This is a genomic window from Pseudomonas sp. B21-035 (assembly GCF_024748945.1).
Lineage (GTDB): Bacteria > Pseudomonadota > Gammaproteobacteria > Pseudomonadales > Pseudomonadaceae > Aquipseudomonas.
This window is the reverse complement of the sequence record NZ_CP087179.1, coordinates 272,517-297,494: the sequence shown is the minus strand read 5'-3', so window position 1 is coordinate 297,494 and position 24,978 is coordinate 272,517. Positions and strand designations below refer to the sequence as shown.

The following is a 24,978-nucleotide window of genomic DNA, read 5'->3' as shown; positions in this document are numbered from 1 at the left end:
GCCCCTGTGGGTTATCGATAAATTTTCTAAAGAAAAATGTGACTTTTCTGTGGCAAGCCGACGTGTGGTCATTTGCCACCCTACCCGCCGCAAACCCCTATCCTGTCTGGCCCGCGCCTTTCGAATGCAGGCCAATCGCCGCTTCTGCCGGTTTTTGCCGCCCCCTGGAATCGACCAACGGATCAGAATTTGATCAAAAAGCTGTTATAAAGTTGCGCGCTAACCAACCAGAGCCCTGCCTATGCGTCCTTTTTTCAAGACATGGCTGACCATCTGCCTATTATTGCCACTGGCTGCCCACGCCACCAATCGTGAGCAACGGTTACCCAACGGTTTCTCCGGGTACACCTCCAATTCCACTGCTGCGCGTCCACACAAGAACGTCAGCAGCAACAAAGTCCAGCACAGCCCCAAGCGCAGCGCTCGCCCGGGCAAGCCGCTGCCGGTTGCCGCGGCCATGTCGCCGCAGCAGAGCAGCGATGTGCTCAGCCGCGCGGTCAACGTGCTCGGCACCCCGTATCGCTGGGGCGGCAGCAGCCCGAGCAAGGGCTTTGACTGCAGCGGCCTGGTCAAGTACGCCTTCAACGACATCGATGAAGTCGACCTGCCCCGCACCTCCAACGCCATGGCCAGCGGCCACGGCATAAAAGTCGATCGCAACGACCTCAAGCCCGGCGACCTGATCTTCTTCAATATCAAGAGCCGCCGGGTCAACCACGTCGCCATCTACCTGGGCAACGACCGCTTCATCCACGCGCCGCGCACTGGCAAACGGGTAAGCATCGACACCCTGAACAAGCCGTACTGGAACAGCCGTTACGTGGTTGCCAAACGTGTCTTGCCAAAAAGCCAGCAACTGGCCCTGGCCAAACGCTAGAAACGCCCCGGCGCCCGCTCCCGGGCGCTTTCAGGGCTGACCAGCCCTTGACGCACCAGGCCCTGCAGACACGCGTCGAGGGTCTGCATCCCCTGTGCCCCGCCTGTCTGTATCGCCGAATAAATCTGCGCCACCTTGCCCTCGCGCACCAGGTTGCGCACCGCAGGCGTTGCCAGGAGTATCTCGTGGGCTGCCAGCCGGCCGCCGCCAACCTTCTCCACCAGAACCTGCGAGACCACTGCCTGCAGCGACTCGGCGAGCATGGCGCGTACCAGTTGCTTCTCTTCGGCGGCGAACACATCCACCAGGCGGTCAATGGTTTTAGCCGCCGAGCCGGTATGCACCGTGGCCAGCACCAGGTGCCCGGTTTCCGCTGCAGTCAGGGCCAGGCGAATGCTCTGCGGATCGCGCAGTTCACCGAGCATGATCACATCCGGGTCCTGACGTAATGCTGCGCGCAAGGCCTGGGCAAAACCCCGGGTGTGCCGGCCGATCTCGCGCTGGCTGATGCGGCTGCGCTGCGAGCTGTGGATAAATTCGATGGGGTCCTCGAGGGTGACGATGTGCAGCGCCCGCTCACGGTTCAGGTGATCGACCAGAGCCGCCAGGGTGGTCGATTTGCCCGACCCTGTGGGCCCGGTAACCAGCACCAGCCCGCCCGACAACTCGGCAATTTGCCGAAACACATCCCCCAGGTCGAGTTCTGCCAGGCTGCTGACCTGCGCCGGAATCACCCGCAGCACTGCAGCGGCGCCATGCAGTTGCTGGAAAGCATTGACCCGAAAGCGCGCCAATGCTGGCACGGCAAAGGCAAAGTCGATATCCAGATGTGTTTCAAAATCCTTTTGCTGCGCCGCGGACATTACCTGCCCGAGCATTTCGTCCATGTCTTGCGGCGTCAGCGCCGCCAGCTCCAGCGGCCGCAAACGCCCCCCAAAACGCAGCGCCGGCACCTCGCCCGCCGCCAGGTGCAGGTCACTGGCACCGGCTTGCACAGCCAGCGCCAGCAGTTCAGTCACATCCATGAGACTCCCCAAAGGCCGCCAAGCAGGTAGAATGCCGCAGACCCAAAGAGCCGCTGGCATCGATCAATGTCCACCATAGCAGACAACCTTTCCACGCTCGCCGCACGCATCCGTGCCGCCGCGCTGGCCGCCGGGCGCGAGCCTACGGCCGTGCAGCTGCTGGCCGTGAGCAAGACCAAACCCGCCGCTGCCGTGCGCGAAGCCTTCGCCGCCGGGGTGCGCGATGTCGGTGAGAACTACCTGCAGGAAGCCCTGAACAAACAGGGCGAATTGACCGACCTGCCCTTGACCTGGCACTTCATCGGCCCCATTCAGTCGAACAAGACTCGTGCGATTGCCGAGCACTTTGACTGGGTACATTCCGTGGACCGTCTGAAAATCGCCCAACGCCTGTCCGAGCAACGCCCTGACAACCTTGCAGCGCTGAACATCTGCCTGCAGGTCAACGTCAGTGGCGAAGCCAGCAAGTCTGGCTGCACGCCCGAAGAGCTGCCGGCCCTGGCCAGCGCCATCGCCGCGCTGCCACGCCTGCGCCTGCGCGGGTTGATGGCGATTCCCGAGCCGACCGACGACGAGGCCGCCCAACAAGCGGCCTTCGCCCGGGTTCGCGAGTTGCAGGCGAACCTTCAGTTACCCCTCGACACCCTGTCCATGGGCATGAGTCATGACTTGGAAGCCGCGATTGCCCAGGGCGCGACCTGGGTGCGCATCGGCACCGCGCTGTTCGGTGCCCGCGACTACGGCCAGCCCTGACCCATGCTTTTTCCCTCTTTCCCTATCAAGGACCTGACATGAGCAAGACTCGTATTGCCTTTATCGGCGCCGGCAACATGGCTGCCAGCCTGATCGGCGGCCTGCGCGCCCAGGGCCTGGAAGCTTCGCAGATCCGCGCCAGCGATCCGGGCGCCGAGCAGCGGGCGAAAATCCATGCCGAGCACGGCATCGAGATGTTCGCCGACAACGCCCAGGCCATCGAAGGCGCCGATGTGGTGGTATTGGCGGTCAAGCCACAGGCGATGAAAGCCGTGTGCGAAGCGCTCAAGCCCAAGCTCAAGCCCGAGCAACTGGTCGTCTCGATCGCCGCCGGGATCACCTGCGCGAGCATGAACAGCTGGCTCGGCGCCCAGCCGATCGTGCGCTGCATGCCCAACACCCCGGCGCTGCTGCGCCAGGGCGTCAGCGGCCTGTTCGCCACCGCCGAGGTTTCGCCGGCCCAGCGCCAGCAGGCCGAGCAACTGCTGTCGGCCGTGGGCATCGCCCTGTGGCTGGACAACGAACAACAGCTGGATGCCGTGACTGCGGTGTCCGGCAGTGGCCCGGCGTATTTTTTCCTGCTGATCGAGGCCATGACCGCCGCCGGCGAGAAACTCGGCCTGCCACGAGAAACCGCCGCCAAGCTGACCCTGCAAACCGCCCTGGGCGCTGCGCACATGGCGGTCAGCAGCGATGTTGACGCCGCCGAACTGCGCCGTCGGGTCACCTCACCGGCCGGCACCACGGAAGCGGCGATCAAGTCGTTCCAGGCCAATGGATTCGAAGCGCTGGTGGAACAGGCGCTGGGTGCCGCTGCGCACCGCTCGGCCGAAATGGCTGAACAACTGGGCAACTAAGGAGCCGAAGATGATCGGATTGAACACCGCTGCAATCTATGTGCTGCAGACCCTCGGCAGCCTGTACCTGCTGATCGTGGTGCTGCGCTTTGTCCTGCAACTGGTGCGCGCGGACTTCTACAACCCGCTCAGCCAGTTCGCCGTACGCGCCACCCAACCGCTGCTCAAGCCGATGCGCCGGGTGATTCCGAGCCTGTTCGGCCTGGACATGTCGTCGCTGCTGCTGGCGATCATCATCCAGCTGCTGGTGATGGGCCTGACCCTGCTGCTGGCCTACGGCACCACCGGCAACCCGCTGCAATTGCTGGTCTGGTCGATCATTGGCGTGACCGCGCTGTTTCTGAAGATTTTCTTCTTCGCCCTGATCATCAGCGTGATCCTCTCGTGGGTCGCGCCGGGCAGCCACAACCCGGGCGCCGAGCTGATCAACCAGATCTGCGACCCGTTTCTGGCGCCGTTCCGCCGCATCCTGCCGAACCTCGGCGGCCTGGATATCTCTCCGATCCTGGCGTTCATGGCGCTGAAGCTGATCGACATGCTGGTGATCAACAACCTGGTGGCGATGAGCGGGATGCCGGAGATTCTGCGACTGCTGGTCTGATCACTCGCGGGGCAAGCCCGCTCCCACAGCACTTCTGTAGGAGCGGGCTTGACCCGCGATGCTTTCCTTGCCGCACTTCGCAGTGGTCTTTAGACTTACGCCTCATTCAAGCGTGAGCAGGGTCGATGTCCACTGTCTTTCCCGAAGATTCGGTCGGTCTGGTAACACCGCAACTGGCACAGTTCAGCGAGCCGCTGGCGCTGGCCTGCGGTCGCTCGCTGGCCGCCTATGAACTGATCTACGAAACCTACGGCACGCTCAACAGCAGCGCCAGCAACGCCGTGCTGATCTGTCATGCGTTGTCCGGCCATCACCATGCCGCCGGCTACCACAGCCCCGACGATCGCAAGCCGGGCTGGTGGGACAGTTGCATCGGCCCCGGCAAGCCGATCGATACCAATCGTTTCTTCGTGGTCAGCCTCAACAACCTTGGCGGTTGCAACGGCAGCACCGGCCCCAGCAGCATCAACCCGCTCACCGGCAAGCCCTACGGCGCCGATTTCCCGGTACTGACCGTGGAAGACTGGGTGCACAGCCAGGCGCGCCTGGCCGATCGCCTGGGTATCCAGCAATGGGCCGCCGTCGTCGGTGGCAGCCTGGGCGGCATGCAGGCGCTGCAGTGGACCATCACCTACCCCGATCGCGTGCGTCATTGCCTGGACATCGCCTCGGCACCCAAGCTCTCGGCACAGAACATCGCCTTCAACGAGGTGGCACGCCAGGCCATCCTCACCGACCCGGAATTCCACGGCGGCTCGTTCCAGGATCAGGGCGTGATCCCCAAGCGCGGCCTGATGCTGGCGCGCATGGTCGGGCACATCACCTACCTGTCCGATGACTCCATGGGCGAGAAATTCGGCCGCGAGCTGAAAAGCGACAAGCTCAACTACGACTTCCACAGCGTCGAGTTCCAGGTTGAAAGCTACCTGCGCTATCAGGGCGAGGAGTTCTCCGGGCGTTTCGACGCCAACACCTACCTGCTGATGACCAAGGCACTGGATTACTTCGACCCGGCCGCCAGCCACGGCGGCGACCTGGCAGCGACTCTTGCGCATGTCACCGCGGATTACTGCGTGATGTCGTTCACCACCGACTGGCGCTTCTCGCCAGCACGCTCGCGGGAGATCGTCGATGCGCTGATCGCCGCGCGCAAGAACGTCTGCTACCTGGATATCGACTCGCCCTATGGCCACGATGCCTTCCTGATCCCGACCCCGCGCTACATCACGGGATTCACGAACTACATGAACCGCATCGTCTGCTGAGGAGCCTATGAGAGCCGACCTGGAAATCATCCAAGACTGGATCCCCGCCGGCAGCCGGGTACTCGACCTCGGTTGCGGTACCGGTGAACTGCTGGCGTCGCTGCGCGACCACAAGCAGGTGGCCGGCTACGGCCTGGAAATCGACCCCGACAACATCGCCCAGTGCGTGGCCAAGGGCGTCAACGTCATCGAGCAGGACCTCGACAAGGGCCTGGGCAACTTTGCCAGCAACAGTTTCGACGTGGTGGTCATGACCCAGGCCCTGCAGGCCGTGGAATACCCCGACCGCATTCTCGACGAAATGCTGCGCGTCGGCCGCCAGTGCATCATCACCTTTCCCAACTTCGGCCACTGGCGCTGCCGCTGGTACCTGGCGACCAAAGGTCGCATGCCGGTTTCCGACTTCATGCCGTATACCTGGTACAACACGCCGAACATCCACTTCTGTACCTTCGAAGACTTCGAGGCCCTGTGCAGCGAACGCCGCGCCCAGGTCCTCGACCGCCTGGCGGTCGACCATTTGCACCGCCACGGGTGGGCGAGCAAGCTATGGCCTAATCTTCTAGGTGAGATCGGCATTTACCGTGTCAGCAGCCCCGGCCTTACCGAACACAAGGTCGCGGTTTAACCCGCACACCGGAGGAGAACGATCATGGGCCGCTTGTTGAGTTTTTTACTGACTGCCTGCCTGAGTGTGACGGCGGTCGCCGCCGATGCCATCAAGGGCGAGCGCCAGGAAGTGTTCGGTGACACCACGGTGCACTACAGCACTTTCATTTCGACCTTCCTGCAACCAGATATTGCCAAGGCTGCGGAACTGGTGCGCAGCAAGAACCAGGGCGTGATCAACGTCTCGGTGATCAAGGCTGGCAAGCCACTGGTCACCCAGGTCAGCGGCACCGTCAAGGACCTGACCAGCAACTCGGTGCCGTTGAAGTTCAAGCAGATCACCGAACAGGGCGCCATCTACTACATCGCCCAGTTCCCTGTTGAACAACAGGAAACCCGGACCTTCACCATCGACGTTGGCATTGGTGGCAAGACCGAAACCATCAGCTTCAACCAAGAGCTTTTTCCAGGCGAATGATGACTTTTCAGCAAATCGTATTGGCCAGCCATAACGCCGGCAAACTCAAGGAACTGCAGGCCATGCTCGGTGACACCGTGCAACTGCGTTCCATTGGCGAATTCAGCAGCGTCGAGCCGGAAGAAACCGGCCTGTCGTTCGTCGAAAACGCCATCCTCAAGGCGCGCAATGCCGCGCGCATTTCCGGCATGCCGGCGCTGGCCGATGATTCGGGCCTGGCGGTGGACTTTCTCGGCGGCGCGCCGGGCATCTACTCCGCTCGTTATGCCGATGGCAAAGGCGATGCGGCCAACAACGCCAAGTTGCTCGACGTGCTCAAGGACGTCCCGCAGGAGCAGCGCGGCGCCCAGTTCGTCTGCGTCCTGGCCCTGGTCCGGCATGCCGACGACCCGCTGCCGATCCTCTGCGAAGGCCTGTGGCACGGGCGCATCCTGACCCAGGCCAGCGGCGAGCACGGCTTTGGCTATGACCCACTGTTCTGGGTGCCGGAGCGCGATTGCTCGAGCGCCGAGCTGAGCCCTGCCGACAAGAACCAGATCAGCCACCGTGCCCGCGCCATGAGCCTGTTGCGTCAACGTCTGGGCCTGGCATGACCGAGCATTCGCCGGCACAGCCACTGCACCTGGGCGAGGCTGGCTTTACTTCCCAAGCACCGCGGGCGGCCCTGCCACAGCTGCCGCCCCTGGCGCTGTACATCCATATCCCCTGGTGCGTGCGTAAATGCCCGTACTGCGACTTCAACTCCCACGCCGCCACCCCCGAACTGCCGGAAGAAGCCTACGTCGACGCCCTGCTCGCCGACCTCGACCAGGAGCTGGGCAACGTCCATGGCCGCCCGATCAACTCGATCTTCTTTGGCGGCGGCACCCCGAGCCTGTTCAGCGCCCGCGCGCTGGGGCGCTTGCTGGTCGGTGTGGAGCAACGCATCCCGTTTGCCAGCGACATCGAGATCACCCTCGAAGCCAACCCTGGGACCTTCGAGCAAGAGAAGTTCAAGGCCTACCGGCAACTGGGCATCAATCGCCTGTCGATCGGCATCCAGAGCTTCCAGCAGGCCAAGCTCGAAGCCCTGGGCCGCATCCACAACGGTGACGAAGCGATTCGCGCCGCCGACATGGCGCGCAATGCCGGCTTCGACAACTTCAACCTCGACCTGATGCATGGCCTGCCCGACCAGTCGCTGGACGACGCCCTGGGCGACCTGCGCCAGGCGATTGCGCTGAACCCCACGCACCTGTCCTGGTACCAGTTGACCCTGGAGCCGAACACGGTGTTCTGGAACCAGCCGCCACTGCTGCCCGAAGACGACATCCTCTGGGACATCCAGGAAGCCGGCCAGGCCCTGCTGGCCAGCCACGGCTACGCCCAGTACGAAGTCTCGGCCTACGCCCAGCCGGGCCGCGCCGCGCGGCACAACCTCAACTACTGGAGCTTTGGCGACTTCATCGGCATCGGCGCCGGCGCCCACGGCAAACTCAGCCACCCCGACGGACGGATCCTGCGCACCTGGAAGACGCGGCTGCCCAAGGACTACCTGAACCCGGCCAAGCCCTTCAAGGCCGGCGAAAAGCTGCTGCCAGTGGACGAGCTGCCCTTCGAGTTCCTGATGAACGCCCTGCGCCTGACCCAGGGCGTAGACATCGAGCTGTTCAGCCAGCGTACCGGCCTGCCCCTGGAGCAACTGGCGGCGGCGCGGCGGGAAGCCGAACAAAAAGGGCTTTTGCAGGTCGAACCGACGCGACTGGTCGCTACCGCGCGTGGCCAGTTGTTCCTCAACGACCTGCTGCAGTATTTCTTGACCTAAGGATTGCGAATGGACCTGGTACTCGACCTGCTCTCGACCGTTTCCCGCTGGAGTCGCAGCAACCTGTCGGAGATTTCCCTGGCCTTGGTGGGCTGTTTGCTGGTGCTGTTTGGCACCGATATCAAAGGCTGGGTCGAACAACGCCTGGGCGGCCTTGCAGGCGCCTTGCGCGTACCGTTCATGGCCTTGCTGGTGATGATCGGCAGCGGTGCCGCGCTGATCTATGCCACCCCGTGGGTGGTGAAGGGGCTGGCGCAGTTCAACAACTATGCGTTGGCGCCGGTGTTGCTGATTGTGCTGGTGTTGATTGGCGTGGTTGCTGATCGGCGCTGAAAAGCATCGCGGGGCGACCCGACTTGCCCCGCGATTGACATCACCTACGCCAGTTTTTCGAACTTCAGATCCCACACCCCATGCCCAAGCCGCTCGCCGCGGCGTTCGAACTTGGTGATCGGGCGCTCGGCCGGACGCTCTACGCACTTGCCGTCGGCGGCCAGGTTGCGATAACCCGGGGCGACGTTCATCACTTCCAGCATGTATTCGGCATAGGGCTCCCAGTCGGTGGCCATATGGAACACGCCCCCACCTTGAGCTTGCTGCGCACCAGCTGCGCGAACTCCGGCTGGACGATGCGACGCTTGTGGTGACGGCTTTTGTGCCAAGGGTCGGGGAAGAACAGCATCAGCCGGTCGAGGCTGTTGTCAGCCACGCACTTGTTCAGCACTTCGATGGCATCGCAGTCATACACCCGCAGGTTCTTCAGGCCCTGGGTCAGCACGCCGTTGAGCAGCGCACCGACACCCGGACGGTGCACTTCGACACCGATGAAGTCCTGCTCCGGCGCGGCAGCAGCCATTTCCAGCAGGGAATGGCCCATGCCGAAACCGATCTCCAGGGTACGCGGCGCCGAGCGGCCGAAGACCTGGTCGTAGTCCACCGGGCTCTCGGCCAGGGGCAGGATGAACAGCGGCCCACCCTGGTCCAGGCCGCGCTGCTGGCCTTCGGTCATGCGCCCGGCGCGCATCACGAAACTCTTGATGCGGCGGTGTTGGCGCTCTTCGCCTTCGGTGGTGATCGGCGTTTCTTGCGATTCAGTCATCAGGGGCTCTTACTTGATCAGACCATCCAGCGGCGACGAGGCGCTGGCATAGAGTTTTTTCGGCATACGCCCGGCAAGGTAAGCCAGGCGGCCAGCGACAATGGCGTGTTTCATGGCTTCGGCCATCATGATCGGCTGCTGTGCGTGCGCGATCGCCGAGTTCATCAGCACCGCCTCACAGCCCATTTCCATGGCGATGGTGGCGTCGGACGCGGTACCGACACCGGCATCGACCAGCACCGGGACTTTCGATTCTTCGAGGATGATCTGCAGGTTGTACGGGTTGCAGATCCCCAGGCCCGTACCGATCAGCCCGGCCAGTGGCATTACCGCGATGCAACCGGCTTCGGCCAGCTGGCGGGCAATGATCGGGTCGTCACTGGTGTAGACCATCACGTCGAAACCGTCCTTGACCAGCACTTCGGCGGCCTTGAGGGTCTCGATCACGTTGGGGAACAGGGTCTTCTGGTCGGCCAGTACTTCGAGCTTGACCAGGTTGTGGCCATCGAGCAGTTCACGGGCCAGGCGGCAGGTGCGCACGGCTTCGACCGCGTCATAGCAGCCAGCGGTGTTCGGCAGGATGGTATAGCGATCGGGCGGCAGCACGTCGAGCAGGTTCGGTTCGCCCGGGTTCTGGCCGATGTTGGTGCGGCGCACGGCAACCGTGACGATCTCGGCGCCGGAGGCCTCGATGGCCAGGCGGGTTTCTTCCAGGTCACGGTATTTGCCGGTGCCGACCAGCAGGCGCGACTGGAAGGTACGACCGGCCAGGGTGAAGGGCTTGTCGCTACGAACGTTGCTCATCGGTAATCCTCTTGAAGGTTGAGGGACTTGCAGGTGAAGCGCGAAGGCCTAGCCGCCGCCAATGGCGTGCACCACTTCAACCTGATCGCCGTCGTTCAGCGCGGTGACGTCGTGCTGGCTGCGCGGCACGATGTCCAGGTTGAGTTCGACCGCCACCCGGCGACCCGCCAGGTCAAGCCGGTTGAGCAGGGCCGCGACGCTTTCGCCATCGGGCAATTCGAAAGGTTCACCGTTCAGTTGAATGCGCATGCGCACGGCCGCCATTATTTTTAGGGGCCCGCATTCTAGCCCTGATCAGGGCGCAAACCCAAGGCCGGGCCGCGCCATTCGTCTCGATCCGGACTCGCGGGTCAGCTCAGGCGCCAGGCTGCAAGGCCCAGGCACAGCCATCCGCCGAGAAACGCCAGGCCGCCAAAGGGAGTGATGATACCGAGCTTGCCGATGCCGCTCAGGGTCAGCACATACAGGCTACCGGAAAACAGCAGGATCCCCAGGGTGAACAGACCACCGGCCCACCCGACCAGACGCCCGGGCAGGTGCACCGACAGCACTGCTACCGCGAGCAGGGCCAGGGCGTGTACCAGCTGGTAGGTGACGCCGGTATGAAAGATCGCCAGGTATTCGCTGCTCAGCCGGCCCTTGAGGCCATGGGCAGCAAAGGCGCCCAGGGCCACGCCGGTAAAGCCGAAAAACGCCGAAAGCAGCAGAAAACTACGCAGCATTGGGAAGACTCCTAGTCAGCACAGGGTCTGTATAATGGCCCGCTCCATCGCTTCGGCCAAGCCATCGCCTATGCTGTCTTCCATTTTCCGTCGCCTCACCCGTGCCCTGCTGTGGTTTGCCGCAGGCAGCGCCCTGCTGGTGCTGGTGTTTCGCTGGGTGCCGCCGCCCGGCACCGCCCTGATGGTCGAGCGCAAGGTCGAGTCCTGGGTCGATGGCCAGCCGATCGACTTGCAACGGGACTGGGAGCCGTGGGAGCGAATCTCCGATGAGCTGAAAGTGGCTGTGATAGCCGGCGAAGACCAGAAGTTCGCCAACCACTGGGGCTTTGACTTCAACGCCATCCAGGCGGCGCTGGCCCATAACGAGCGCGGCGGCAGCATCCGCGGCGCCAGTACCTTGAGCCAGCAAGTGGCCAAGAACCAGTTCCTCTGGGCCGGCCGTAGCTGGTTGCGCAAGGGGCTCGAAGCCTGGTTCACCGCTTTGATCGAGCTGCTGTGGTCGAAAGAGCGGATTCTTGAGGTATATCTCAATAGCGCCGAGTGGGGCGAAGGCGTGTTTGGTGCACAGGCGGCCGCCCGGCACCACTTCGGCGTCGATGCCAGCCAGCTTTCGCGCCAGCAGGCCAGCCTGCTGGCTGCGGTGCTGCCCAGCCCGCTGAACTGGAGCGCCAGCCGGCCCAGCACTTATGTGGCGCGACGCGCAGGCTGGATTCGCCAGCAGATGCGCCAGCTCGGCGGTAACAGCTACCTGGCCCAGCTGGACAGCCCACGTCGGGCACCTTGGAAGCAATAAAAAACCCGGCAAAGCGCACGCTTTGCCGGGTTTTTACTGCATGCCCATTACTGGGTAAACGTTTTAGAACGCGCCCATGTAGTCACGCTTGCCCACTTCTACACCGTTGTGACGCAGGATTGCGTAGGTGGTGGTGACGTGGAAGAAGAATTGCGGCAGGCCGTAGGTCAGCAAATAGGCCTGGCCACTGAAGCGCTTCTCTTTCGGCGTGCCCGGACGGGTCACGATTTCAATGCCTTCCTTGCCGTCGATCTGCGCCGGCGCAATGCCGTCCAGGAAAGCCAGGACCTTGCTGATCAGCGCTTGCAGCTCGGCAAAGGTGGTTTCGCTGTCATCGTATTTCGGCAACTCGACCTCAGCCAGGCGCGCCGAAACGCCCTTGGCGAAATCAACAGCGATCTGCACCTGGCGAACCAGCGGAAACATATCCGGATACAGGCGAGCCTGGAGGAAAACGCTTGGATCAATGTTTTTCGCCGTGGCGTGAGCTTCGGCCTTGTTCAGCACATCGCTCAGGGCGTTGAGCATCTGCTTGAAGACAGGAACAGAAGCGGCATACAAGGAAATGGTCATAACAGCCTCGACAGGGGTGGCGGAGAATCATGAAAAAGCCCCGACACGTCGGGGCTTTTTGGTTATTGCCGTTTTGCGAATCAGACCGCGATCAAGGCTTTGACCTTGTTCATCGCGTTCTTTTCCAGCTGGCGGATCCGCTCGGCGGATACGCTGTATTTCTCGGCCAGGTCATGCAGGGTGGCCTTTTCCTCGGCCAGCCAGCGCTGATAGAGAATATCGCGGCTGCGGTCATCCAGGCCTTGCAGGGCTTCGTGCAGGTTGCTGGTGGAGTTGTCACTCCAGTCGGCATCCTCCAGTTGACGCGCAGGGTCGTAACGGTGGTCTTCCAGGTAGTTGGCCGGCGACTGGAATGCACTGTCGTCGTCGGCTTCACTGGCCGGGTCGAAGGCCATGTCCTGACCGGTCAGGCGGCTCTCCATTTCACGCACTTCACGCGGTTCAACACCCAGGCTTTCGGCGACACGATGAACTTCATCGTTGTTCAGCCAGGCCAGGCGTTTTTTCTGGCTGCGCAGGTTGAAGAACAGCTTGCGCTGGGCCTTGGTGGTCGCCACCTTGACGATGCGCCAGTTACGCAGGATGAACTCGTGAATCTCGGCCTTGATCCAGTGCACTGCAAAGGACACCAGGCGCACGCCCATTTCCGGGTTGAAGCGCTTGACCGCTTTCATCAGGCCAACGTTGCCTTCCTGAATCAGGTCGGCCTGGGCCAGCCCGTAGCCCGAATAGCTGCGAGCGATGTGTACAACAAAACGCAGGTGGGCGAGCACCATCTGCCGAGCCGCCCCAAGATCCTGCTCATAGTAGAGACTCTCGGCCAGTTCACGCTCCTGCTCGGGCGTCAGCAATGGAATGCTGTTGACCGTGTGCACATAGGCTTCCAGGTTTGCGCCGGGAACCAGGGCATAGGCAGGTTGCAACGAAGTGGTCATACGAAAAAACCTCCGACTCACTAAACTCGTGCCAAAGGCACTGCCAACATTGACCGGGAACCGCGAAACAAGTTCCCTAAAAATGAAAAGAGTCAATACCAGCAAAAAGACACTATCGCGGTGCAAGCTCGCTCAAGTGGCGGGCGACCGCAATCCAAGCACCGATATACCCTAACAACACCGCCCCAAGCAAGAGGGACAGACCATCGGCTGACGGAACCCCGGCCAAGGCAAAATCACTGCCGTACAGCCCGGAGAGCCCGATAACCGCGTCGTTCAGCCAGTTCAGACCAAACGCCAGCACGCCCCAGGCCAATACCCCGGCACCCAGGCCATACAAGGCGCCCATGTACAGGAAAGGCCGGCGCACATAGCTGTCGGTGCCGCCGACCAGCTTGATCACCTCGATCTCGGTGCGGCGGTTCTCGATGTGCAGGCGAATTGTGTTACCAATTACCAAAAGCAGCGCCGAGACCAGCAATACGGTCAGGCCGAAGACAAAGCGGTCGCCCAGTTTGAGAATCGCCGCCAAGCGCTCGACCCACACCAGGTCCAGTTGCGCGGCTTCGACCTTGGGCAGCTCGGCCAGGCGCTGACGCAGGGCTTCCAGCGCCGGCTTGTCGACCTCTGCGGGAGTCACCACCACGACCCCAGGCAACGGGTTCTCCGGTAGTTCGCGCAGGGCTTCGCCCAGGCCGGACTGCTGCTGGAACTCGTTGAGGGCTTGTTCGCGGCTGACGTATTCGGCCTCGGCAACCCCTGGCAAACCTTTGATCTGCTCGCGCAAGGCTTCGCCGTCGTGGCTGCTGGCATCGAGCTTCAAGTACAGGGAAATCTGCGCCGCGCGCTGCCACGAGCCACCCAGGCGCTCGACGTTGCTCAGCAGCAACGACAGGCCCATGGGCAGGCTCAGGGCCACGGCCATCACCAGGCAGGTAAAGAAGCTGCCGATCGGCTGCTTGCCCAGGCGCCGCAGGCTGTCGAGCAGGCTTGAGCGGTGGCTTTCCAGCCAGGCGTGCAGCAGGGTACGGAAATCCGGGCCGTCATCGTCGTGGCCGCCGCCGGTTTTTTTCTTTTCCGGCGCAGGGTCAGCGGCTTTTGGCGCTACCCGCTCGGAAACCTTGGGACTGCGTGTCGCACTCATTGCCCGGCCTCCCCATCGCCGATCAAGCGGCCGCGCTGCAGGGTCAGCATGCGATGGCGCATGCGCGCGATCAGCGCCAGGTCGTGACTGGCGATCAGTACGCTGGTGCCCAGGCGGTTGATATCTTCGAAAACGCCCATGATCTCCGCGGCCAGGCGCGGGTCGAGGTTACCGGTGGGTTCGTCCGCCAGCAGCAAGGCCGGGCGGTGAACGATGGCGCGGGCAATGCCGACGCGCTGCTGCTGGCCGGTAGACAGGTCACCCGGGTACAGCTCGGCCTTGTCCGACAGGGCCACGCGCTCAAGCGCCGAGTCGACCCGCTTGGCGACTTCGGCCTTGGACAGGCCGAGGATCTGCAGCGGCAGGGCGACGTTGTTGAATACGGTACGGTCGAACAGCAACTGGTGGTTCTGGAACACCACGCCGATCTGCCGGCGCAGGAACGGGATTTGCGCGTTGCTGATCTGCCCCAGGTCCTGCCCGGCCAGCAGCAGCTTGCCGCTGGTAGGGCGTTCCATGGCCAGCAGCAGGCGCAGCAGAGTACTTTTGCCGGCGCCGGAATGGCCGGTCACGAACAGGAATTCGCCCCGACGCACCCGAAAACTCAACTCATGCAGGCCAACGTGACCATTGGGGTAGCGCTTGGCGACCTGTTCGAATCGAATCATGGATGCTCCCGCTCGGCAAACAGTGCTTTCACGAAGGGTTCGGCTTCGAAGGTGCGCAGATCGTCAATCCCTTCGCCCACGCCAATATAGCGGATCGGCAGGCCGAACTGCTTGGCCAGGGCAAAGATCACCCCACCCTTGGCGGTACCGTCGAGCTTGGTCAGGGCCAGGCCGGTCAGTTCAACGCTCTGGTTGAAGTGCTTGGCCTGGTTGATGGCGTTCTGGCCAGTACCGGCGTCGAGCACCAGCAGCACCTCGTGCGGCGCGTCGGCATCGAGCTTGCCAATGACCCGGCGAACCTTCTTCAGCTCTTCCATCAGGTTGTCTTTGGTGTGCAGGCGGCCGGCGGTGTCGGCGATCAGCACATCGATGTTACGGGCCTTGGCGGCTTGCACGGCATCGAAGATAACCGAAGCCGAATCGGCACCGGTGTGCTGGGCGATGACCGGGATCTGGTTACGCTCGCCCCAGACCTGCAGTTGCTCGACCGCTGCGGCGCGGAAGGTGTCACCTGCGGCGAGCATGACCTTCTTGCCTTCAAGCTGCAGCTTCTTCGCCAGCTTGCCGATGGTGGTGGTCTTGCCGGCGCCATTGACGCCGACCACGAGGATCACGAACGGCTTGCTCTGGGCTTGAATGTGCAGCGGTTGCTCGACCGGCTTGAGCAGGTCGGCCAGCTCGTCTTGCAGCGACTTGTACAGCGCGTCGCTGTCGGCCAGCTGCTTGCGCGCGACCTTCTGGGTCAGGCTCTGGACGATAACCGAGGTGGCTTCGACGCCAACATCGGCGGTCAGCAGGCGGGTTTCGATTTCATCAAGCAGGTCGTCATCGATGGCCTTCTTGCCGAGGAACAGGCTGGCCATGCCTTCGCCAATGCTGGCGCTGGTCTTCGACAGGCCCTGCTTGAGGCGGGCGAAGAAGCCGCCCTTGCTCTCTTCGCTGCGCACAGGTGCGGCTGGCTCGGCCGGGGCTGGCTCGGCAACCGGAACTGGCGCTGCAACAGCAGCAACTACAGGTACAGGCTCGGGTTCGGGCACTACCACTGGTTCCGGCGCTACAACCGGCTCAGGTGCAACCACCACCGGCTCAGGCGCGATGAACACTGGCTCAACCACTGGCGCGGGAGCAGGCTCCTGGCGCGGCGGAATCGGCGGCGGTGTGTGTGGCTCAAGGTCGGCGACCAGGGCAACCGGCTCTTCCGGCACGGGCAGCACCAGGCCGACGGGCGCTGCGGGCTGGACCTCGACCGGCGCCGCAACGGGCGCAACGGCAGCGGGCTCTGGAACAGCAACCGGTGCAGGCGCAGCAACAGGTGCTGCAGCCACCTCGACCGGGGCAACGGCAGCCGGCGTTTCGACCGGCAACGCAGCCGGTTGCTCCGCTTCAGCCGGAATGGGGTTTTGCGGCTGTTCGGCTACGGGTTGCTGCGGTTTTTTGCGCAACCAGCCGAACAGGCCTTTCTTTTCACCAGCCGCGGCCGGCGTCTTTTTGTCGTCGTTGGAACCAAACATGGAAGACGGCTATCTCAGGGTAGCGATGCGCCACTGCGGCGCTTCTTAAATTCTTTTAACGCAGAACAGTCTACTTTTAATCCGGCTCGTTCTTGCGCAGCATTTTGTCATCAAGCCTTCGGGCTGGTTCCATGACAGGCATGGTCCTCAGGCAACCGGATCAGTATCCTAGCACCTCCAAGCCCGCCGACGCTAAGACCACGCGGGCAGTCCTACAGGTTAAACAACGTATGAATGCTCTAGCCCGCCGCGCCGCTGGCCTGTTGCTCAGCACAGTTTGTCTGCCGTTCGCGGCCTTCGCCGCCGATACGCAACCCACCCACGAATTCATTCTCGACAACGGCCTGAAAGTGGTCGTGCGCGAGGACCACCGGGCGCCGGTGGTGGTCTCGCAGATCTGGTACAAGGTCGGTTCGACCTACGAATCACCGGGCCAGACCGGCCTTTCCCATGCCCTGGAACACATGATGTTCAAAGGCAGCGAGAAGCTCGGCCCTGGCGAAGCCTCGCGCATCCTGCGCGACCTGGGCGCCGAAGAGAACGCTTTCACCAGCGACGACTACACCGCTTATTACCAGGTACTGGCCCGCGACCGCCTGCCGGTGGCCCTGGAGCTTGAAGCCGACCGCATGGCCAGCCTGCGCCTGCCGGCCGACGAGTTCAGCCGCGAGATCGAGGTCATCAAGGAAGAGCGCCGCCTGCGCACCGACGACCAGCCCAACGCCAAGGCCTTCGAGCTGTTCAGCGCCATGGCTTTTCCGGCCAGCAGCTACCGCACCCCGACCATCGGCTGGATGGCAGACCTTGACCGCATGAAGGTCGAGGAACTGCGCCACTGGTACGAGTCCTGGTACGTGCCGAACAACGCCACCCTGGTGGTGGTTGGCGATGTCACCGTCGACGAGGTCAAGGGCCTGGCCCAGCGCTTCTTCGGCGCCATCCCGAAACGCGCGGTGCCACCGGCCAAGCTGCCACTCGAACTGGCCGAGCCGGGCCTGCGGGAAACCACCCTGCATGTGCAAACCCAGCTGCCGAGCCTGATCTACGGTTTCAACACCCCGGGCCTGGCCACCGCCAAGGACCCGCGCAGCGTGCACGCCCTGCGGCTGATCTCGGCATTGCTCGACGGCGGCTACAGCGCGCGCCTGCCAAGCCGCCTGGAGCGCGGCCAGGAGCTGGTCACCGGGGCGTCGTCGAGCTACAACCCGTTCACCCGCGGCGACAGCCTGTTCGTGATCTCGGCCATGCCGAACCTGCAAAAGCACAAGACCCTGGCCGACGTCGAAGCCGGTATCTGGAAGCTGCTCGACGAGCTGAAAACCACCCCGCCGTCGGCTGAAGAGCTTGAGCGCGTACGTGCCCAGGTCATCGCCGGGCTGGTCTACGACCGTGACTCGATCAGCAGCCAGGCCACCGCCATCGGCCAACTGGAAACCGTCGGCCTGTCGTGGAAACTGATCGACAGCGAGCTGGACGAGCTCAAAAGCGTGACCCCGGCCGACATCCAGAACGCCGCCCGTACTTATTTCACCCGTGAACGCCTGAGCGTTGCCCATGTACTGCCCGAGGAGAACGCTCATGAGTGAACGCAGCGCACTCCGCTATACCCTGATCGGCCTGGGCCTGTTGTTGCTGATTGGCCTGCTGGCGTTCTTCCTGGCCAAACCTGCGCAATCGGATAACGCCGCGCAACCGGCTGCGGTCACCGAAGCCAAGGCGGCCAACACCTTGCAATCGCTGGCCGAGCTGGATGGCAAGGAGCCAAGCCGCCGGCAGCTGAACATCCAGACCTGGAACACCGCCGAAGGCGCCCGCGTGCTGTTCGTCGAAGCCCGCGAGCTGCCGATGTTCGACCTGCGCCTGACTTTCGCCGCCGGCAGTAGCCAGGACGGCGATGCCCCGGGGCTGGCGACCCTGACCAACGCCATGCTCAACGAAGGCGTGGCCGGCAAGGACGTCACCGCCATTGCCGAAGGCTTCGAAGGCCTGGGCGCCGACTTTGGCAACGGCGCCTACCGCGACATGGCCGTGGCCTCGCTGCGCAGCCTGAGCGCGGCCGACAAGCGCGAACCTGCGCTCAAGCTGTTCGCCGAAGTGGTCGGCAAGCCGACCTTCCCGCAGGACGCCCTGGCGCGCATCAAGAACCAGATGCAGGCCGGCTTCGAATACCAGAAGCAGAACCCCGGCAAGCTGGCCAGCATCGAGCTGTTCGAGCGCCTGTACGGCACCCACCCCTATGCCCACCCGAGTGACGGCACCGCCAAGAGCATTGCGCCGATCACCCTGGAGCAACTGCGTGCCTTCCACGCCAAGGCCTATGCCGCTGGCAATACGGTGATCGCCCTGGTCGGCGACCTGAGCCGCAGCGAAGCCGAAGCCATTGCCGCACAGGTGTCCTCGGCCCTGCCAAAAGGCCCGGCCCTGGCCAAAGTGGCCCAGCCAAGCGAACCCAAGGCCGGCGCAACCCACATTGACTTCCCGTCCAAGCAGACCCACCTGATGCTCGCGCAACTGGGCATTGATCGTAACGATCCGGACTACCCGGCGTTGTCGCTGGGCAACCAGATCCTCGGGGGTGGCACCTTCGGCACCCGCCTGATGAGCGAAGTGCGCGAGAAACGCGGCCTGACCTACGGCGTATACTCGGTGTTCAGCCCGATGCAGGTGCGTGGCCCGTTCATGATCAACCTGCAGACCCGTGCCGAGCTCAGCGAAGGCACCCTCAAGCTGGTCCAGGACATCCTCGCCGACTACCTCAAGAGCGGCCCGAGCCAGGCTGAGCTGGACGACGCCAAGCGGGAACTGGCCGGCAGCTTCCCGCTGTCCAATGCCAGCAACGCCAGCATCGTTGGCCAACTGGGTGCCATCGGCTTCTACAACCTGCCACTGACCTGGCTGGAAGACTACATGCAGCAGTCCCAGCAACTGACCACTGAACAGGTCAAGGCAGCGCTGAACAAACACCTGGCCGCTGACAAGATGGTTATCGTCACCGCCGGGCCAAGCGTGCCGCAAAAACCCTTGCCGCCGCCCACTGACAAACCCGCCGAGCAACCGCTTGGCGTACCGGAGCATTAATGGCCAGTCCATCCGCAAAACCGGCCAAGCCGCACCACGGCCAGGGCCAGCTGCGCATCATTGCCGGCGAATGGCGCAGCCGGCGCCTGGGCTTCCCTGACGCGCCGGGCCTGCGCCCAACCCCGGACCGGGTCCGCGAGACCCTGTTCAACTGGCTTGCCCCGCACATCGAAGGAGCCAAGGTGCTCGACGCCTACACCGGCAGCGGCGCCCTGTACCTCGAAGCGCTGTCCCGTGGCGCGGGCGATTCCGTGGCCCTGGACAGCAACCCGGCGGCCATCGCCAGCCTGCGGCAGAACCTCGAGACCCTGCGCTGCCCTCGCGGCCAGGTGATCCAGACCGACGCCCAGCGCTACCTGCAGGGTGAGCCGAAGCTGGCCTTCGACCTGGTGTTCCTCGATCCGCCGTTCAACCAGGGCTTGCTGCCGACCACCTGCGCCCTGCTTGAAGAGCGTCAGTGGCTGGCCGAAAACGCCTGGATCTACACCGAGAGCGAAACCCCGCCATCGACCTTGCAGTTGCCCGGCAACTGGCGCCTGCACCGCGAGAAAAAGGCCGGCCAGGTCTACTACGCACTCTGGCAGCGCGGCTGAGCAATCAGCACGACCCGGCCGCCGCCGGGTCGTGCCCGCTAAATATCTAACGCCTTTCACCTTTACGCTTGCTTGATCGTGCGCCTTGTTTTCAACCACAAGGACCACTGTCATGGATCGACGCACCTCCCTCAGGAGCAGCCTGCTCGGCCTGTTTCTGCTATCCGGCCAGGCCCTGGCCGAACCCTCCATTCGCCATGAGTTCACCCTCGACAACGGCCTGCACGTAGTCATCAGCGAAGACCGCCGGGCGCCCGTGGTCACCACACATATGCTGGTCAAGGTCGGTTCGAGCCATGAGTACCCCGGGCAGTCCGGTTTGTCCCACGCCCTCGAACACCTGCTCTACCGAGGCAGTGCCAAGACCGCCCCGGGTCAGCTCTCACAGATCATCGAACGCCTGGGCGGCGAGGACAACGCCTACACCCTCCGTGACTTCACCGTGCATCATCAGACGCTCCCCAGTGATCGGCTGGCTGTAGCGCTGGAGCTCAATGCCGATCTGCTCAAAGGCGCAGTGCTCAGCGAACACGAGTTCGTTCGCGAGATCGAAGCGGTCAAGGCTGAGCGGCGAGAGAATGTCGATAGCGATCCATTGCTAAGGCTCTTTGAGCAACTGCAGGCCATTGCCTACCCGCAAAGCAGCTATCACACCCCGGTGATCGGCTGGATGAGCGATCTGCAGCGCATGCACAACGAAGAACTGCGCGCCTGGTATCGCACCTGGTACGCGCCCAACAATGCCACGCTGATCATCGTTGGCGATGTACAGCGTGATGCGGTGAAACGCGAGGTTGAAAAGTATTTTGCCGGTTTCCCCCGCCAAGACCTGCCGTTCATTAAGAAGCCCCTTCAGACCGCTGCCCCCGGCCCCCGTCAGGTTACGGTCTACGAAGATGTCAGTACGCCAACCCTGGTCATGGCCTTCAACGTGCCGACCTATGCCAGCGCAGCGTCGGCAACCGACGTACATGCCTTGCGCCTGCTTTCGGCCCTGCTGGGCAAAGGCTTGAGCGCCCGCCTCAGCACCCGGCTGGAGCGCCAGCAAACTCTGCTGACACGCCCTGAAGTCAGCTACGACCCGGTGGCCAGGGGCGATAACCTGTTCGAGATCCAGGCTTCAATCAATACCGTTCAGCCCAGGCCACTGGACGAACTGCAAGCGGCGATCTGGGCACAACTGCAGGCACTGAAAAAAAACCCTCCCGAACCTGACGAACTTGCCCGGGCGCGAACACTGCTGCTGGCAGAAAACACCTTCGCCCGCGACACCCTCGACTATCAGGCCGGCGACTTGGCTGCCCTGCTCGGCAGCGGCTTGCCAGCCGCTCAACTGGACAATGATGCCGACGACCTGGCGCGAATAACGCCTGAACAACTACAGCAGGCTGCCAACACCTACTTCACCCGCGAACGGCTTACGGTCGCCTACCTGCAGGCCAAGGAGGCCGATGATGAATAAGTTCAGGAGAATCCTTTTACCGATCGTCCTGTTGATAGCATCTGTCACTGCATACGCCCAGAGCGCTGCGGCTGAGCTGCAATCCCTGAAATCCACCGCCCCCCTGACAAGCATCCCTCAATTGCCGATCGAATCGTGGCACACGCCTCAGGGCAGCCAGGTGTTGTTTGTGCAGAACAACCATTTGCCGATGTTTGACCTGCAGGTTGTATTCGCTGCCGGCAGCGCCCGCGATGATGGCGCAGCAGGCCTGGCACAACTCACCCTGGGCATGCTCGATGAGGGCGCAGGCCAGTACGATGCCCTGCAGATTGCCGAAGGCTTCGATGCGGTCGGCGCACAGTTTCACAAGCAGGCCGGGCGAGACAGCCTGGCCGTAACCCTGCGCAGCCTCAGCAGCCAGGAGCACAGCAGCAAAGCCGTCGGCTTGCTGACAGGTGTGCTCGGCAAACCGCAACTTGCCGATGACAAGCTGCAGGCGATCAAGGATCAGCTCACCAGCCAGCTCATACAACGCCAGGAGTTCCAGAACTACAGGGCCACCGACCTGCTTTACCAACATGCTTACGCCAATCACCCCTATGCGACGAACAGCACCGGCACCAGGCAGGCAATTGAATCGCTGACCATTGCCGATATCCGCGCGTTCCACCAGCAAGCGTTCGCTGCGGGCAATGCACTGATCACCCTGGTCGGTGACCTTTCGCTTGAGCAGGCTCAAGCCATTGCGCTTGAAGTATCGTCAGCACTGCCCGACGGGCCGGCACTCTCACCTTTACCCGTGCCCGCTGCTTTCGAGCCGGAGATCTATCACCTTGAGCATTCGGGCAGCCAGGCGCTGTTGTTGTTTGCCATACCCGGCATCAGCGTGCACCATGCCGATGCACCGGCGCTGACCCTGGCCAATCTGATTCTGGGCGGCCCCGGTGCGACTTCGCGCCTGTTCGATGAACTGCGCAGCCAACGTGGTTTGACCTATGGCGCCAGATCAAAGCTGATCCAGCACCCTGCCAGCGGCCTCTGGACCTTTACCACTGCGGTCGAGGCCAGGTACCGCGATGCCAGCATGGCGTTGCTCGAGCAATTACTTGCAGACTACGCCGCACAGGGGCCGACCGCGCAGGAGGTTGAAGGCGCGAAGCACAAGCTGCGCGGCAGCTACCTGTTGGGTTCAGTGAGCAACCAGCAGATCAGCGATATCCTGACCCACACCGGGGTCAACCAGTTGCCGCTGGACAACCGCCAGGCGTTTCTCGACAAGCTCCAGGCGCTGACCCTGGATCAGCTGAAAGTCGCGTTGAAAAAACACCTGAAGCTCGACAAGCTGGTGCAAATCAGTGTCGGCCCGACGGTCGAACAAGACGCCTTGCCGAACATCGAGCCTGCAACCGGCTGATCGGTGCGGGCAACTGCCAGTAACCGGACATACACTTGTCTGAAACAGATCTGCGAGTACGCCACGATGTTTGCCTCAACCCCCAGCCCCTTCAAACCCGCCCTGGGGCTGGGCAATCCGCACATGCAGACGCTCTGGGGGCCGCTGTGGCGCAAGTCAGCGGCCCTGAGCCGCCAGCGCGAACGTCTGTGGCTGGCTGATGGCGATTTCCTCGACCTCGACTGGCACGGCCCCCATGAAGCGACAACCCCGGTGGTGCTGGTGCTGCACGGGCTCACCGGCTCGTCCAGCTCGCCGTACGTCATCGGCATGCAGCAGGCCCTGGCCGACCGTGGCTGGGCCAGCGTGGCGCTGAACTGGCGCGGCTGCTCGGGCGAACCCAACCTGCTGCCACGCAGCTACCATTCCGGCGCCAGCGAAGACCTGGCCGAAGCCATTGACCACCTGCGTGCGCAGCGTCCGCAGGCACCGCTATACGCCGTGGGTTACTCGCTGGGCGGCAATGTGCTGCTCAAGCACCTGGGCGAAGCCGGCTCGGCCAGCCAGTTGCAGGCGGCGGTGGCGGTGTCGGTGCCGTTTCGCCTGGACCAGTGCGCCGACCGCATCGGCCTGGGTTTTTCTCGGGTGTACCAGGCGCATTTCATGCGCGCCATGCTCGCTTATGTGAAGGACAAGCAGCGCCACTTCCAGCATCACGGCCACCACGAAGGGCTGGCCGCGCTGGAGCGCCTGGGGCCGCTGGAAAACCTGCGCACCTTCTGGGATTTCGACGGCCGGGTGACCGCGCCGCTCAATGGCTTTAGCGATGCCAAGGATTACTACCGACGTGCTTCCAGCCGGTATTTTCTGGGCGAGAACCGCACGCCGACGCTGATCATCCATTCCAGCGATGATCCGTTCGTGTTCGCCCATAGCTTGCCAGCAGCCAATGAACTGGCGGCACAGACCACCTTTGAGCTGCATGCGCGGGGCGGACATGTAGGGTTTGTCGATGGCAGCGTGCGGAATCCGGGGTATTACCTGGAGCGGCGGATTCCGCAGTGGCTGGCTGGAAACTGACCCGCGATGCTTTTCAGTCGCCAGTCGCCACCGCCCGCTTGGAGTCGGTAATCCACTCACTCCACGAGCCCGCATACAGCTTGCCCAGCGGATACCCCGCCAGCACCAGGGCAAACAGGTTGTGGCAAGCCGTCACCCCCGACCCGCAGTAAGCGACCAGTTGCTCTGGCGAACGCTTGTCCAGCTTCTGGGCAAAGCGCTGCTTGAGCTGCTCGGCCGGCAGAAACCGCCCGTCGGCGCCGAGGTTGTCGGTAAAGGCTGCGCATTGTGCACCGGGAATATGCCCGGCCACCGGATCGATCGGCTCGACCTCGCCGCGAAAGCGCGGCAGGCCACGGGCATCGATCAACGTAAGCTCCGGCTTGCCCAGGCGTTCGCCCAACTGCGCAGCATCCAGCACCAGGCTGGCGTCCGGCTCACCACTGAAGTTGCCTTCGCGCTTGACCGGCGGATCAAGGCTCAGCGGCAGCCCGGCCGCGTGCCAGGCCTTGAGGCCGCCATCGAGGATGAATACACCACTGCGCTTGCCCAGCCAGGCCAGCAGCCACCAGGCCCGGGCCGCGAAGGCACCTGGGCCGTCGTCGTAGAGGACGATTTCGCTGTCGTTGTCGATGCCCCAGTCCCGCAGGCGCTCGACCAGACGCTCCGGGTCCGGCAACGGGTGGCGGCCGGTCACGCCCTTGATGATCGGCCCGCTGAGGTCGCGCTCAAGGTCGGCAAAGTGCGCCCCGGCAATATGCCCCTCGGCATAACTGCGCTGACCATAATCGATGTCTTCCAGGGCAAAACGGCAATCGAGAATCACCAGCGCCGGCGCCTCCAGGCGTTCGGCCAATTGCTGGGCGGTGATCAGTTGCGCGAGGGGCATGACA

Annotated in this window: 27 protein-coding genes and 1 pseudogene; 17 read left to right on the top strand and 11 right to left on the bottom strand. The window is 63.2% G+C overall.

Features of this window, described 5'->3' with window-relative positions; genetic code table 11:
* Nucleotides 1-241 precede the first annotated feature (241 nt).
* Entirely contained in the window at nucleotides 242-877 is a 636-nt protein-coding gene (locus LOY22_RS01330; protein ID WP_045193958.1) for a C40 family peptidase, read from the top strand.
* Here the strand turns inward: LOY22_RS01330 and LOY22_RS01325 are convergent.
* Entirely contained in the window at nucleotides 874-1,902 is a 1,029-nt protein-coding gene (locus LOY22_RS01325; RefSeq protein WP_093377194.1) for a type IV pilus twitching motility protein PilT, read from the bottom strand. The two genes, LOY22_RS01330 and LOY22_RS01325, sit on opposite strands and share 4 nt — an antisense overlap.
* 66 nt (nucleotides 1,903-1,968) lie before the next feature.
* Between LOY22_RS01325 and LOY22_RS01320 the strand changes: the two genes are divergently transcribed.
* From LOY22_RS01320 to LOY22_RS01280, 9 genes are all read left to right on the top strand, one after another.
* Nucleotides 1,969-2,655 (top strand): YggS family pyridoxal phosphate-dependent enzyme, encoded by a 687-nt coding sequence (locus LOY22_RS01320; protein WP_258595901.1) that lies wholly within the window; start codon nucleotides 1,969-1,971, stop codon nucleotides 2,653-2,655.
* A 38-nt stretch (nucleotides 2,656-2,693) separates the two neighbouring features.
* Nucleotides 2,694-3,512: a pyrroline-5-carboxylate reductase gene (proC, locus tag LOY22_RS01315; protein ID WP_045193961.1), complete on the top strand. Its 819-nt coding sequence runs from the start codon at nucleotides 2,694-2,696 to the stop codon at nucleotides 3,510-3,512.
* A gap of 10 nt (nucleotides 3,513-3,522) precedes the next feature.
* The gene (locus tag LOY22_RS01310) at nucleotides 3,523-4,113 is read left to right on the top strand and encodes a YggT family protein (RefSeq protein ID WP_258595899.1); all 591 of its coding nucleotides are present in this window, start codon (nucleotides 3,523-3,525) and stop codon (nucleotides 4,111-4,113) included.
* A gap of 125 nt (nucleotides 4,114-4,238) precedes the next feature.
* Complete coding sequence (locus LOY22_RS01305; protein ID WP_045193963.1) at nucleotides 4,239-5,378, top strand: homoserine O-acetyltransferase; 1,140 nt, start codon at nucleotides 4,239-4,241, stop codon at nucleotides 5,376-5,378.
* 7 nt (nucleotides 5,379-5,385) lie between these two features.
* Nucleotides 5,386-6,006, top strand: a complete 621-nt coding sequence (gene metW / locus LOY22_RS01300; RefSeq protein WP_038997652.1) for a methionine biosynthesis protein MetW — start codon at nucleotides 5,386-5,388, stop codon at nucleotides 6,004-6,006.
* Between the two features lie 24 nt (nucleotides 6,007-6,030).
* Nucleotides 6,031-6,465 (top strand): DUF4426 domain-containing protein, encoded by a 435-nt coding sequence (locus tag LOY22_RS01295; RefSeq protein WP_045193964.1) that lies wholly within the window; start codon nucleotides 6,031-6,033, stop codon nucleotides 6,463-6,465.
* Complete coding sequence (gene rdgB, locus LOY22_RS01290) at nucleotides 6,462-7,058, top strand: RdgB/HAM1 family non-canonical purine NTP pyrophosphatase (RefSeq protein ID WP_045193965.1); 597 nt, start codon at nucleotides 6,462-6,464, stop codon at nucleotides 7,056-7,058. Before LOY22_RS01295 ends, rdgB begins: the two co-directional genes overlap by 4 nt.
* Entirely contained in the window at nucleotides 7,055-8,269 is a 1,215-nt protein-coding gene (gene hemW / locus LOY22_RS01285) for a radical SAM family heme chaperone HemW (RefSeq protein WP_258595896.1), read from the top strand. The genes rdgB and hemW overlap by 4 nt, the downstream gene beginning before the upstream one ends.
* Nucleotides 8,270-8,278: 9 nt before the next feature.
* The gene (locus LOY22_RS01280; protein ID WP_010222202.1) at nucleotides 8,279-8,602 is read left to right on the top strand and encodes a DUF3392 domain-containing protein; all 324 of its coding nucleotides are present in this window, start codon (nucleotides 8,279-8,281) and stop codon (nucleotides 8,600-8,602) included.
* Between the two features lie 44 nt (nucleotides 8,603-8,646).
* On the opposite strand, the pseudogene trmB reads toward LOY22_RS01280, so the two are convergent.
* The 4 genes and pseudogenes from trmB to LOY22_RS01260 all read right to left on the bottom strand — a co-directional run bounded on the left by trmB (nucleotide 8,647) and on the right by LOY22_RS01260 (nucleotide 10,894).
* Nucleotides 8,647-9,368 (bottom strand): annotated as a pseudogene (gene trmB / locus LOY22_RS01275) (tRNA (guanosine(46)-N7)-methyltransferase TrmB).
* A 9-nt stretch (nucleotides 9,369-9,377) separates the two neighbouring features.
* A complete protein-coding gene (locus LOY22_RS01270; protein WP_045193968.1) occupies nucleotides 9,378-10,172 on the bottom strand; it encodes a thiazole synthase in 795 nt (264 codons plus the stop codon).
* A gap of 48 nt (nucleotides 10,173-10,220) precedes the next feature.
* A complete protein-coding gene (gene thiS, locus LOY22_RS01265) occupies nucleotides 10,221-10,421 on the bottom strand; it encodes a sulfur carrier protein ThiS (protein ID WP_258595894.1) in 201 nt (66 codons plus the stop codon).
* Between the two features lie 101 nt (nucleotides 10,422-10,522).
* The gene (locus LOY22_RS01260) at nucleotides 10,523-10,894 is read right to left on the bottom strand and encodes a DUF423 domain-containing protein (protein ID WP_045193969.1); all 372 of its coding nucleotides are present in this window, start codon (nucleotides 10,892-10,894) and stop codon (nucleotides 10,523-10,525) included.
* A 34-nt stretch (nucleotides 10,895-10,928) separates the two neighbouring features.
* Here LOY22_RS01260 and mtgA point away from each other — a divergent pair, with 34 nt between their 5' ends.
* On the top strand, nucleotides 10,929-11,687 hold the full coding sequence (mtgA, locus tag LOY22_RS01255; RefSeq protein ID WP_176794197.1) for a monofunctional biosynthetic peptidoglycan transglycosylase: 759 nt from the start codon (nucleotides 10,929-10,931) through the stop codon (nucleotides 11,685-11,687).
* A gap of 63 nt (nucleotides 11,688-11,750) precedes the next feature.
* On the opposite strand, the gene LOY22_RS01250 is transcribed toward mtgA, so the two are convergent.
* From LOY22_RS01250 to ftsY, 5 genes are all read right to left on the bottom strand, one after another.
* A complete protein-coding gene (locus LOY22_RS01250) occupies nucleotides 11,751-12,260 on the bottom strand; it encodes a DUF1993 family protein (RefSeq protein ID WP_045193971.1) in 510 nt (169 codons plus the stop codon).
* An 80-nt stretch (nucleotides 12,261-12,340) separates the two neighbouring features.
* The gene (gene rpoH, locus LOY22_RS01245; protein WP_010222193.1) at nucleotides 12,341-13,195 is read right to left on the bottom strand and encodes an RNA polymerase sigma factor RpoH; all 855 of its coding nucleotides are present in this window, start codon (nucleotides 13,193-13,195) and stop codon (nucleotides 12,341-12,343) included.
* Between the two features lie 112 nt (nucleotides 13,196-13,307).
* Nucleotides 13,308-14,339, bottom strand: coding sequence for a permease-like cell division protein FtsX (gene ftsX, locus LOY22_RS01240; RefSeq protein WP_093377228.1), 1,032 nt, complete (start codon nucleotides 14,337-14,339; stop codon nucleotides 13,308-13,310).
* Entirely contained in the window at nucleotides 14,336-15,007 is a 672-nt protein-coding gene (ftsE, locus tag LOY22_RS01235) for a cell division ATP-binding protein FtsE (RefSeq protein WP_010222191.1), read from the bottom strand. Before ftsE ends, ftsX begins: the two co-directional genes overlap by 4 nt.
* On the bottom strand, nucleotides 15,004-16,518 hold the full coding sequence (gene ftsY, locus LOY22_RS01230; RefSeq protein ID WP_093377233.1) for a signal recognition particle-docking protein FtsY: 1,515 nt from the start codon (nucleotides 16,516-16,518) through the stop codon (nucleotides 15,004-15,006). The genes ftsE and ftsY overlap by 4 nt, the downstream gene beginning before the upstream one ends.
* Before the next feature lie 230 nt (nucleotides 16,519-16,748).
* On the opposite strand from ftsY, the gene LOY22_RS01225 reads away from it, so the two are divergent.
* The 6 genes from LOY22_RS01225 (at nucleotide 16,749) to LOY22_RS01200 (ending at nucleotide 24,106) form a co-directional block, all read left to right on the top strand.
* Nucleotides 16,749-18,104, top strand: coding sequence for a pitrilysin family protein (locus LOY22_RS01225; RefSeq protein WP_045193974.1), 1,356 nt, complete (start codon nucleotides 16,749-16,751; stop codon nucleotides 18,102-18,104).
* Nucleotides 18,097-19,596, top strand: a complete 1,500-nt coding sequence (locus LOY22_RS01220; protein ID WP_258595886.1) for a pitrilysin family protein — start codon at nucleotides 18,097-18,099, stop codon at nucleotides 19,594-19,596. The genes LOY22_RS01225 and LOY22_RS01220 overlap by 8 nt, the downstream gene beginning before the upstream one ends.
* Entirely contained in the window at nucleotides 19,596-20,189 is a 594-nt protein-coding gene (rsmD, locus tag LOY22_RS01215) for a 16S rRNA (guanine(966)-N(2))-methyltransferase RsmD (protein WP_045193976.1), read from the top strand. Before LOY22_RS01220 ends, rsmD begins: the two co-directional genes overlap by 1 nt.
* Nucleotides 20,190-20,301: 112 nt before the next feature.
* A complete protein-coding gene (locus tag LOY22_RS01210) occupies nucleotides 20,302-21,651 on the top strand; it encodes a pitrilysin family protein (RefSeq protein WP_213602729.1) in 1,350 nt (449 codons plus the stop codon).
* Between the two features lie 121 nt (nucleotides 21,652-21,772).
* Nucleotides 21,773-23,047, top strand: a complete 1,275-nt coding sequence (locus LOY22_RS01205; protein WP_258595883.1) for a pitrilysin family protein — start codon at nucleotides 21,773-21,775, stop codon at nucleotides 23,045-23,047.
* A 66-nt stretch (nucleotides 23,048-23,113) separates the two neighbouring features.
* Nucleotides 23,114-24,106 (top strand): hydrolase, encoded by a 993-nt coding sequence (locus LOY22_RS01200; protein WP_093377251.1) that lies wholly within the window; start codon nucleotides 23,114-23,116, stop codon nucleotides 24,104-24,106.
* A 13-nt stretch (nucleotides 24,107-24,119) separates the two neighbouring features.
* Here LOY22_RS01200 and LOY22_RS01195 read toward each other — a convergent pair whose 3' ends face one another.
* Complete coding sequence (locus LOY22_RS01195; RefSeq protein WP_258595881.1) at nucleotides 24,120-24,974, bottom strand: sulfurtransferase; 855 nt, start codon at nucleotides 24,972-24,974, stop codon at nucleotides 24,120-24,122.
* Nucleotides 24,975-24,978 lie beyond the last annotated feature (4 nt).

Bases quoted from the DNA above. Each gene is read 5' to 3' on its own strand.
- LOY22_RS01330 (WP_045193958.1), top strand. From the start codon at position 242: ATGCGTCCTTTTTTCAAGACATGGCTGACCATCTGCCTATTATTGCCA.
- LOY22_RS01325 (WP_093377194.1), bottom strand. From the start codon at position 1,902: ATGGATGTGACTGAACTGCTGGCGCTGGCTGTGCAAGCCGGTGCCAGT.
- LOY22_RS01320 (WP_258595901.1), top strand. From the start codon at position 1,969: ATGTCCACCATAGCAGACAACCTTTCCACGCTCGCCGCACGCATCCGT.
- proC (WP_045193961.1), top strand. From the start codon at position 2,694: ATGAGCAAGACTCGTATTGCCTTTATCGGCGCCGGCAACATGGCTGCC.
- LOY22_RS01310 (WP_258595899.1), top strand. From the start codon at position 3,523: ATGATCGGATTGAACACCGCTGCAATCTATGTGCTGCAGACCCTCGGC.
- LOY22_RS01305 (WP_045193963.1), top strand. From the start codon at position 4,239: ATGTCCACTGTCTTTCCCGAAGATTCGGTCGGTCTGGTAACACCGCAA.
- metW (WP_038997652.1), top strand. From the start codon at position 5,386: ATGAGAGCCGACCTGGAAATCATCCAAGACTGGATCCCCGCCGGCAGC.
- LOY22_RS01295 (WP_045193964.1), top strand. From the start codon at position 6,031: ATGGGCCGCTTGTTGAGTTTTTTACTGACTGCCTGCCTGAGTGTGACG.
- rdgB (WP_045193965.1), top strand. From the start codon at position 6,462: ATGATGACTTTTCAGCAAATCGTATTGGCCAGCCATAACGCCGGCAAA.
- hemW (WP_258595896.1), top strand. From the start codon at position 7,055: ATGACCGAGCATTCGCCGGCACAGCCACTGCACCTGGGCGAGGCTGGC.
- LOY22_RS01280 (WP_010222202.1), top strand. From the start codon at position 8,279: ATGGACCTGGTACTCGACCTGCTCTCGACCGTTTCCCGCTGGAGTCGC.
- LOY22_RS01270 (WP_045193968.1), bottom strand. From the start codon at position 10,172: ATGAGCAACGTTCGTAGCGACAAGCCCTTCACCCTGGCCGGTCGTACC.
- thiS (WP_258595894.1), bottom strand. From the start codon at position 10,421: ATGCGCATTCAACTGAACGGTGAACCTTTCGAATTGCCCGATGGCGAA.
- LOY22_RS01260 (WP_045193969.1), bottom strand. From the start codon at position 10,894: ATGCTGCGTAGTTTTCTGCTGCTTTCGGCGTTTTTCGGCTTTACCGGC.
- mtgA (WP_176794197.1), top strand. From the start codon at position 10,929: ATGGCCCGCTCCATCGCTTCGGCCAAGCCATCGCCTATGCTGTCTTCC.
- LOY22_RS01250 (WP_045193971.1), bottom strand. From the start codon at position 12,260: ATGACCATTTCCTTGTATGCCGCTTCTGTTCCTGTCTTCAAGCAGATG.
- rpoH (WP_010222193.1), bottom strand. From the start codon at position 13,195: ATGACCACTTCGTTGCAACCTGCCTATGCCCTGGTTCCCGGCGCAAAC.
- ftsX (WP_093377228.1), bottom strand. From the start codon at position 14,339: ATGAGTGCGACACGCAGTCCCAAGGTTTCCGAGCGGGTAGCGCCAAAA.
- ftsE (WP_010222191.1), bottom strand. From the start codon at position 15,007: ATGATTCGATTCGAACAGGTCGCCAAGCGCTACCCCAATGGTCACGTT.
- ftsY (WP_093377233.1), bottom strand. From the start codon at position 16,518: ATGTTTGGTTCCAACGACGACAAAAAGACGCCGGCCGCGGCTGGTGAA.
- LOY22_RS01225 (WP_045193974.1), top strand. From the start codon at position 16,749: ATGAATGCTCTAGCCCGCCGCGCCGCTGGCCTGTTGCTCAGCACAGTT.
- LOY22_RS01220 (WP_258595886.1), top strand. From the start codon at position 18,097: ATGAGTGAACGCAGCGCACTCCGCTATACCCTGATCGGCCTGGGCCTG.
- rsmD (WP_045193976.1), top strand. From the start codon at position 19,596: ATGGCCAGTCCATCCGCAAAACCGGCCAAGCCGCACCACGGCCAGGGC.
- LOY22_RS01210 (WP_213602729.1), top strand. From the start codon at position 20,302: ATGGATCGACGCACCTCCCTCAGGAGCAGCCTGCTCGGCCTGTTTCTG.
- LOY22_RS01200 (WP_093377251.1), top strand. From the start codon at position 23,114: ATGTTTGCCTCAACCCCCAGCCCCTTCAAACCCGCCCTGGGGCTGGGC.
- LOY22_RS01195 (WP_258595881.1), bottom strand. From the start codon at position 24,974: ATGCCCCTCGCGCAACTGATCACCGCCCAGCAATTGGCCGAACGCCTG.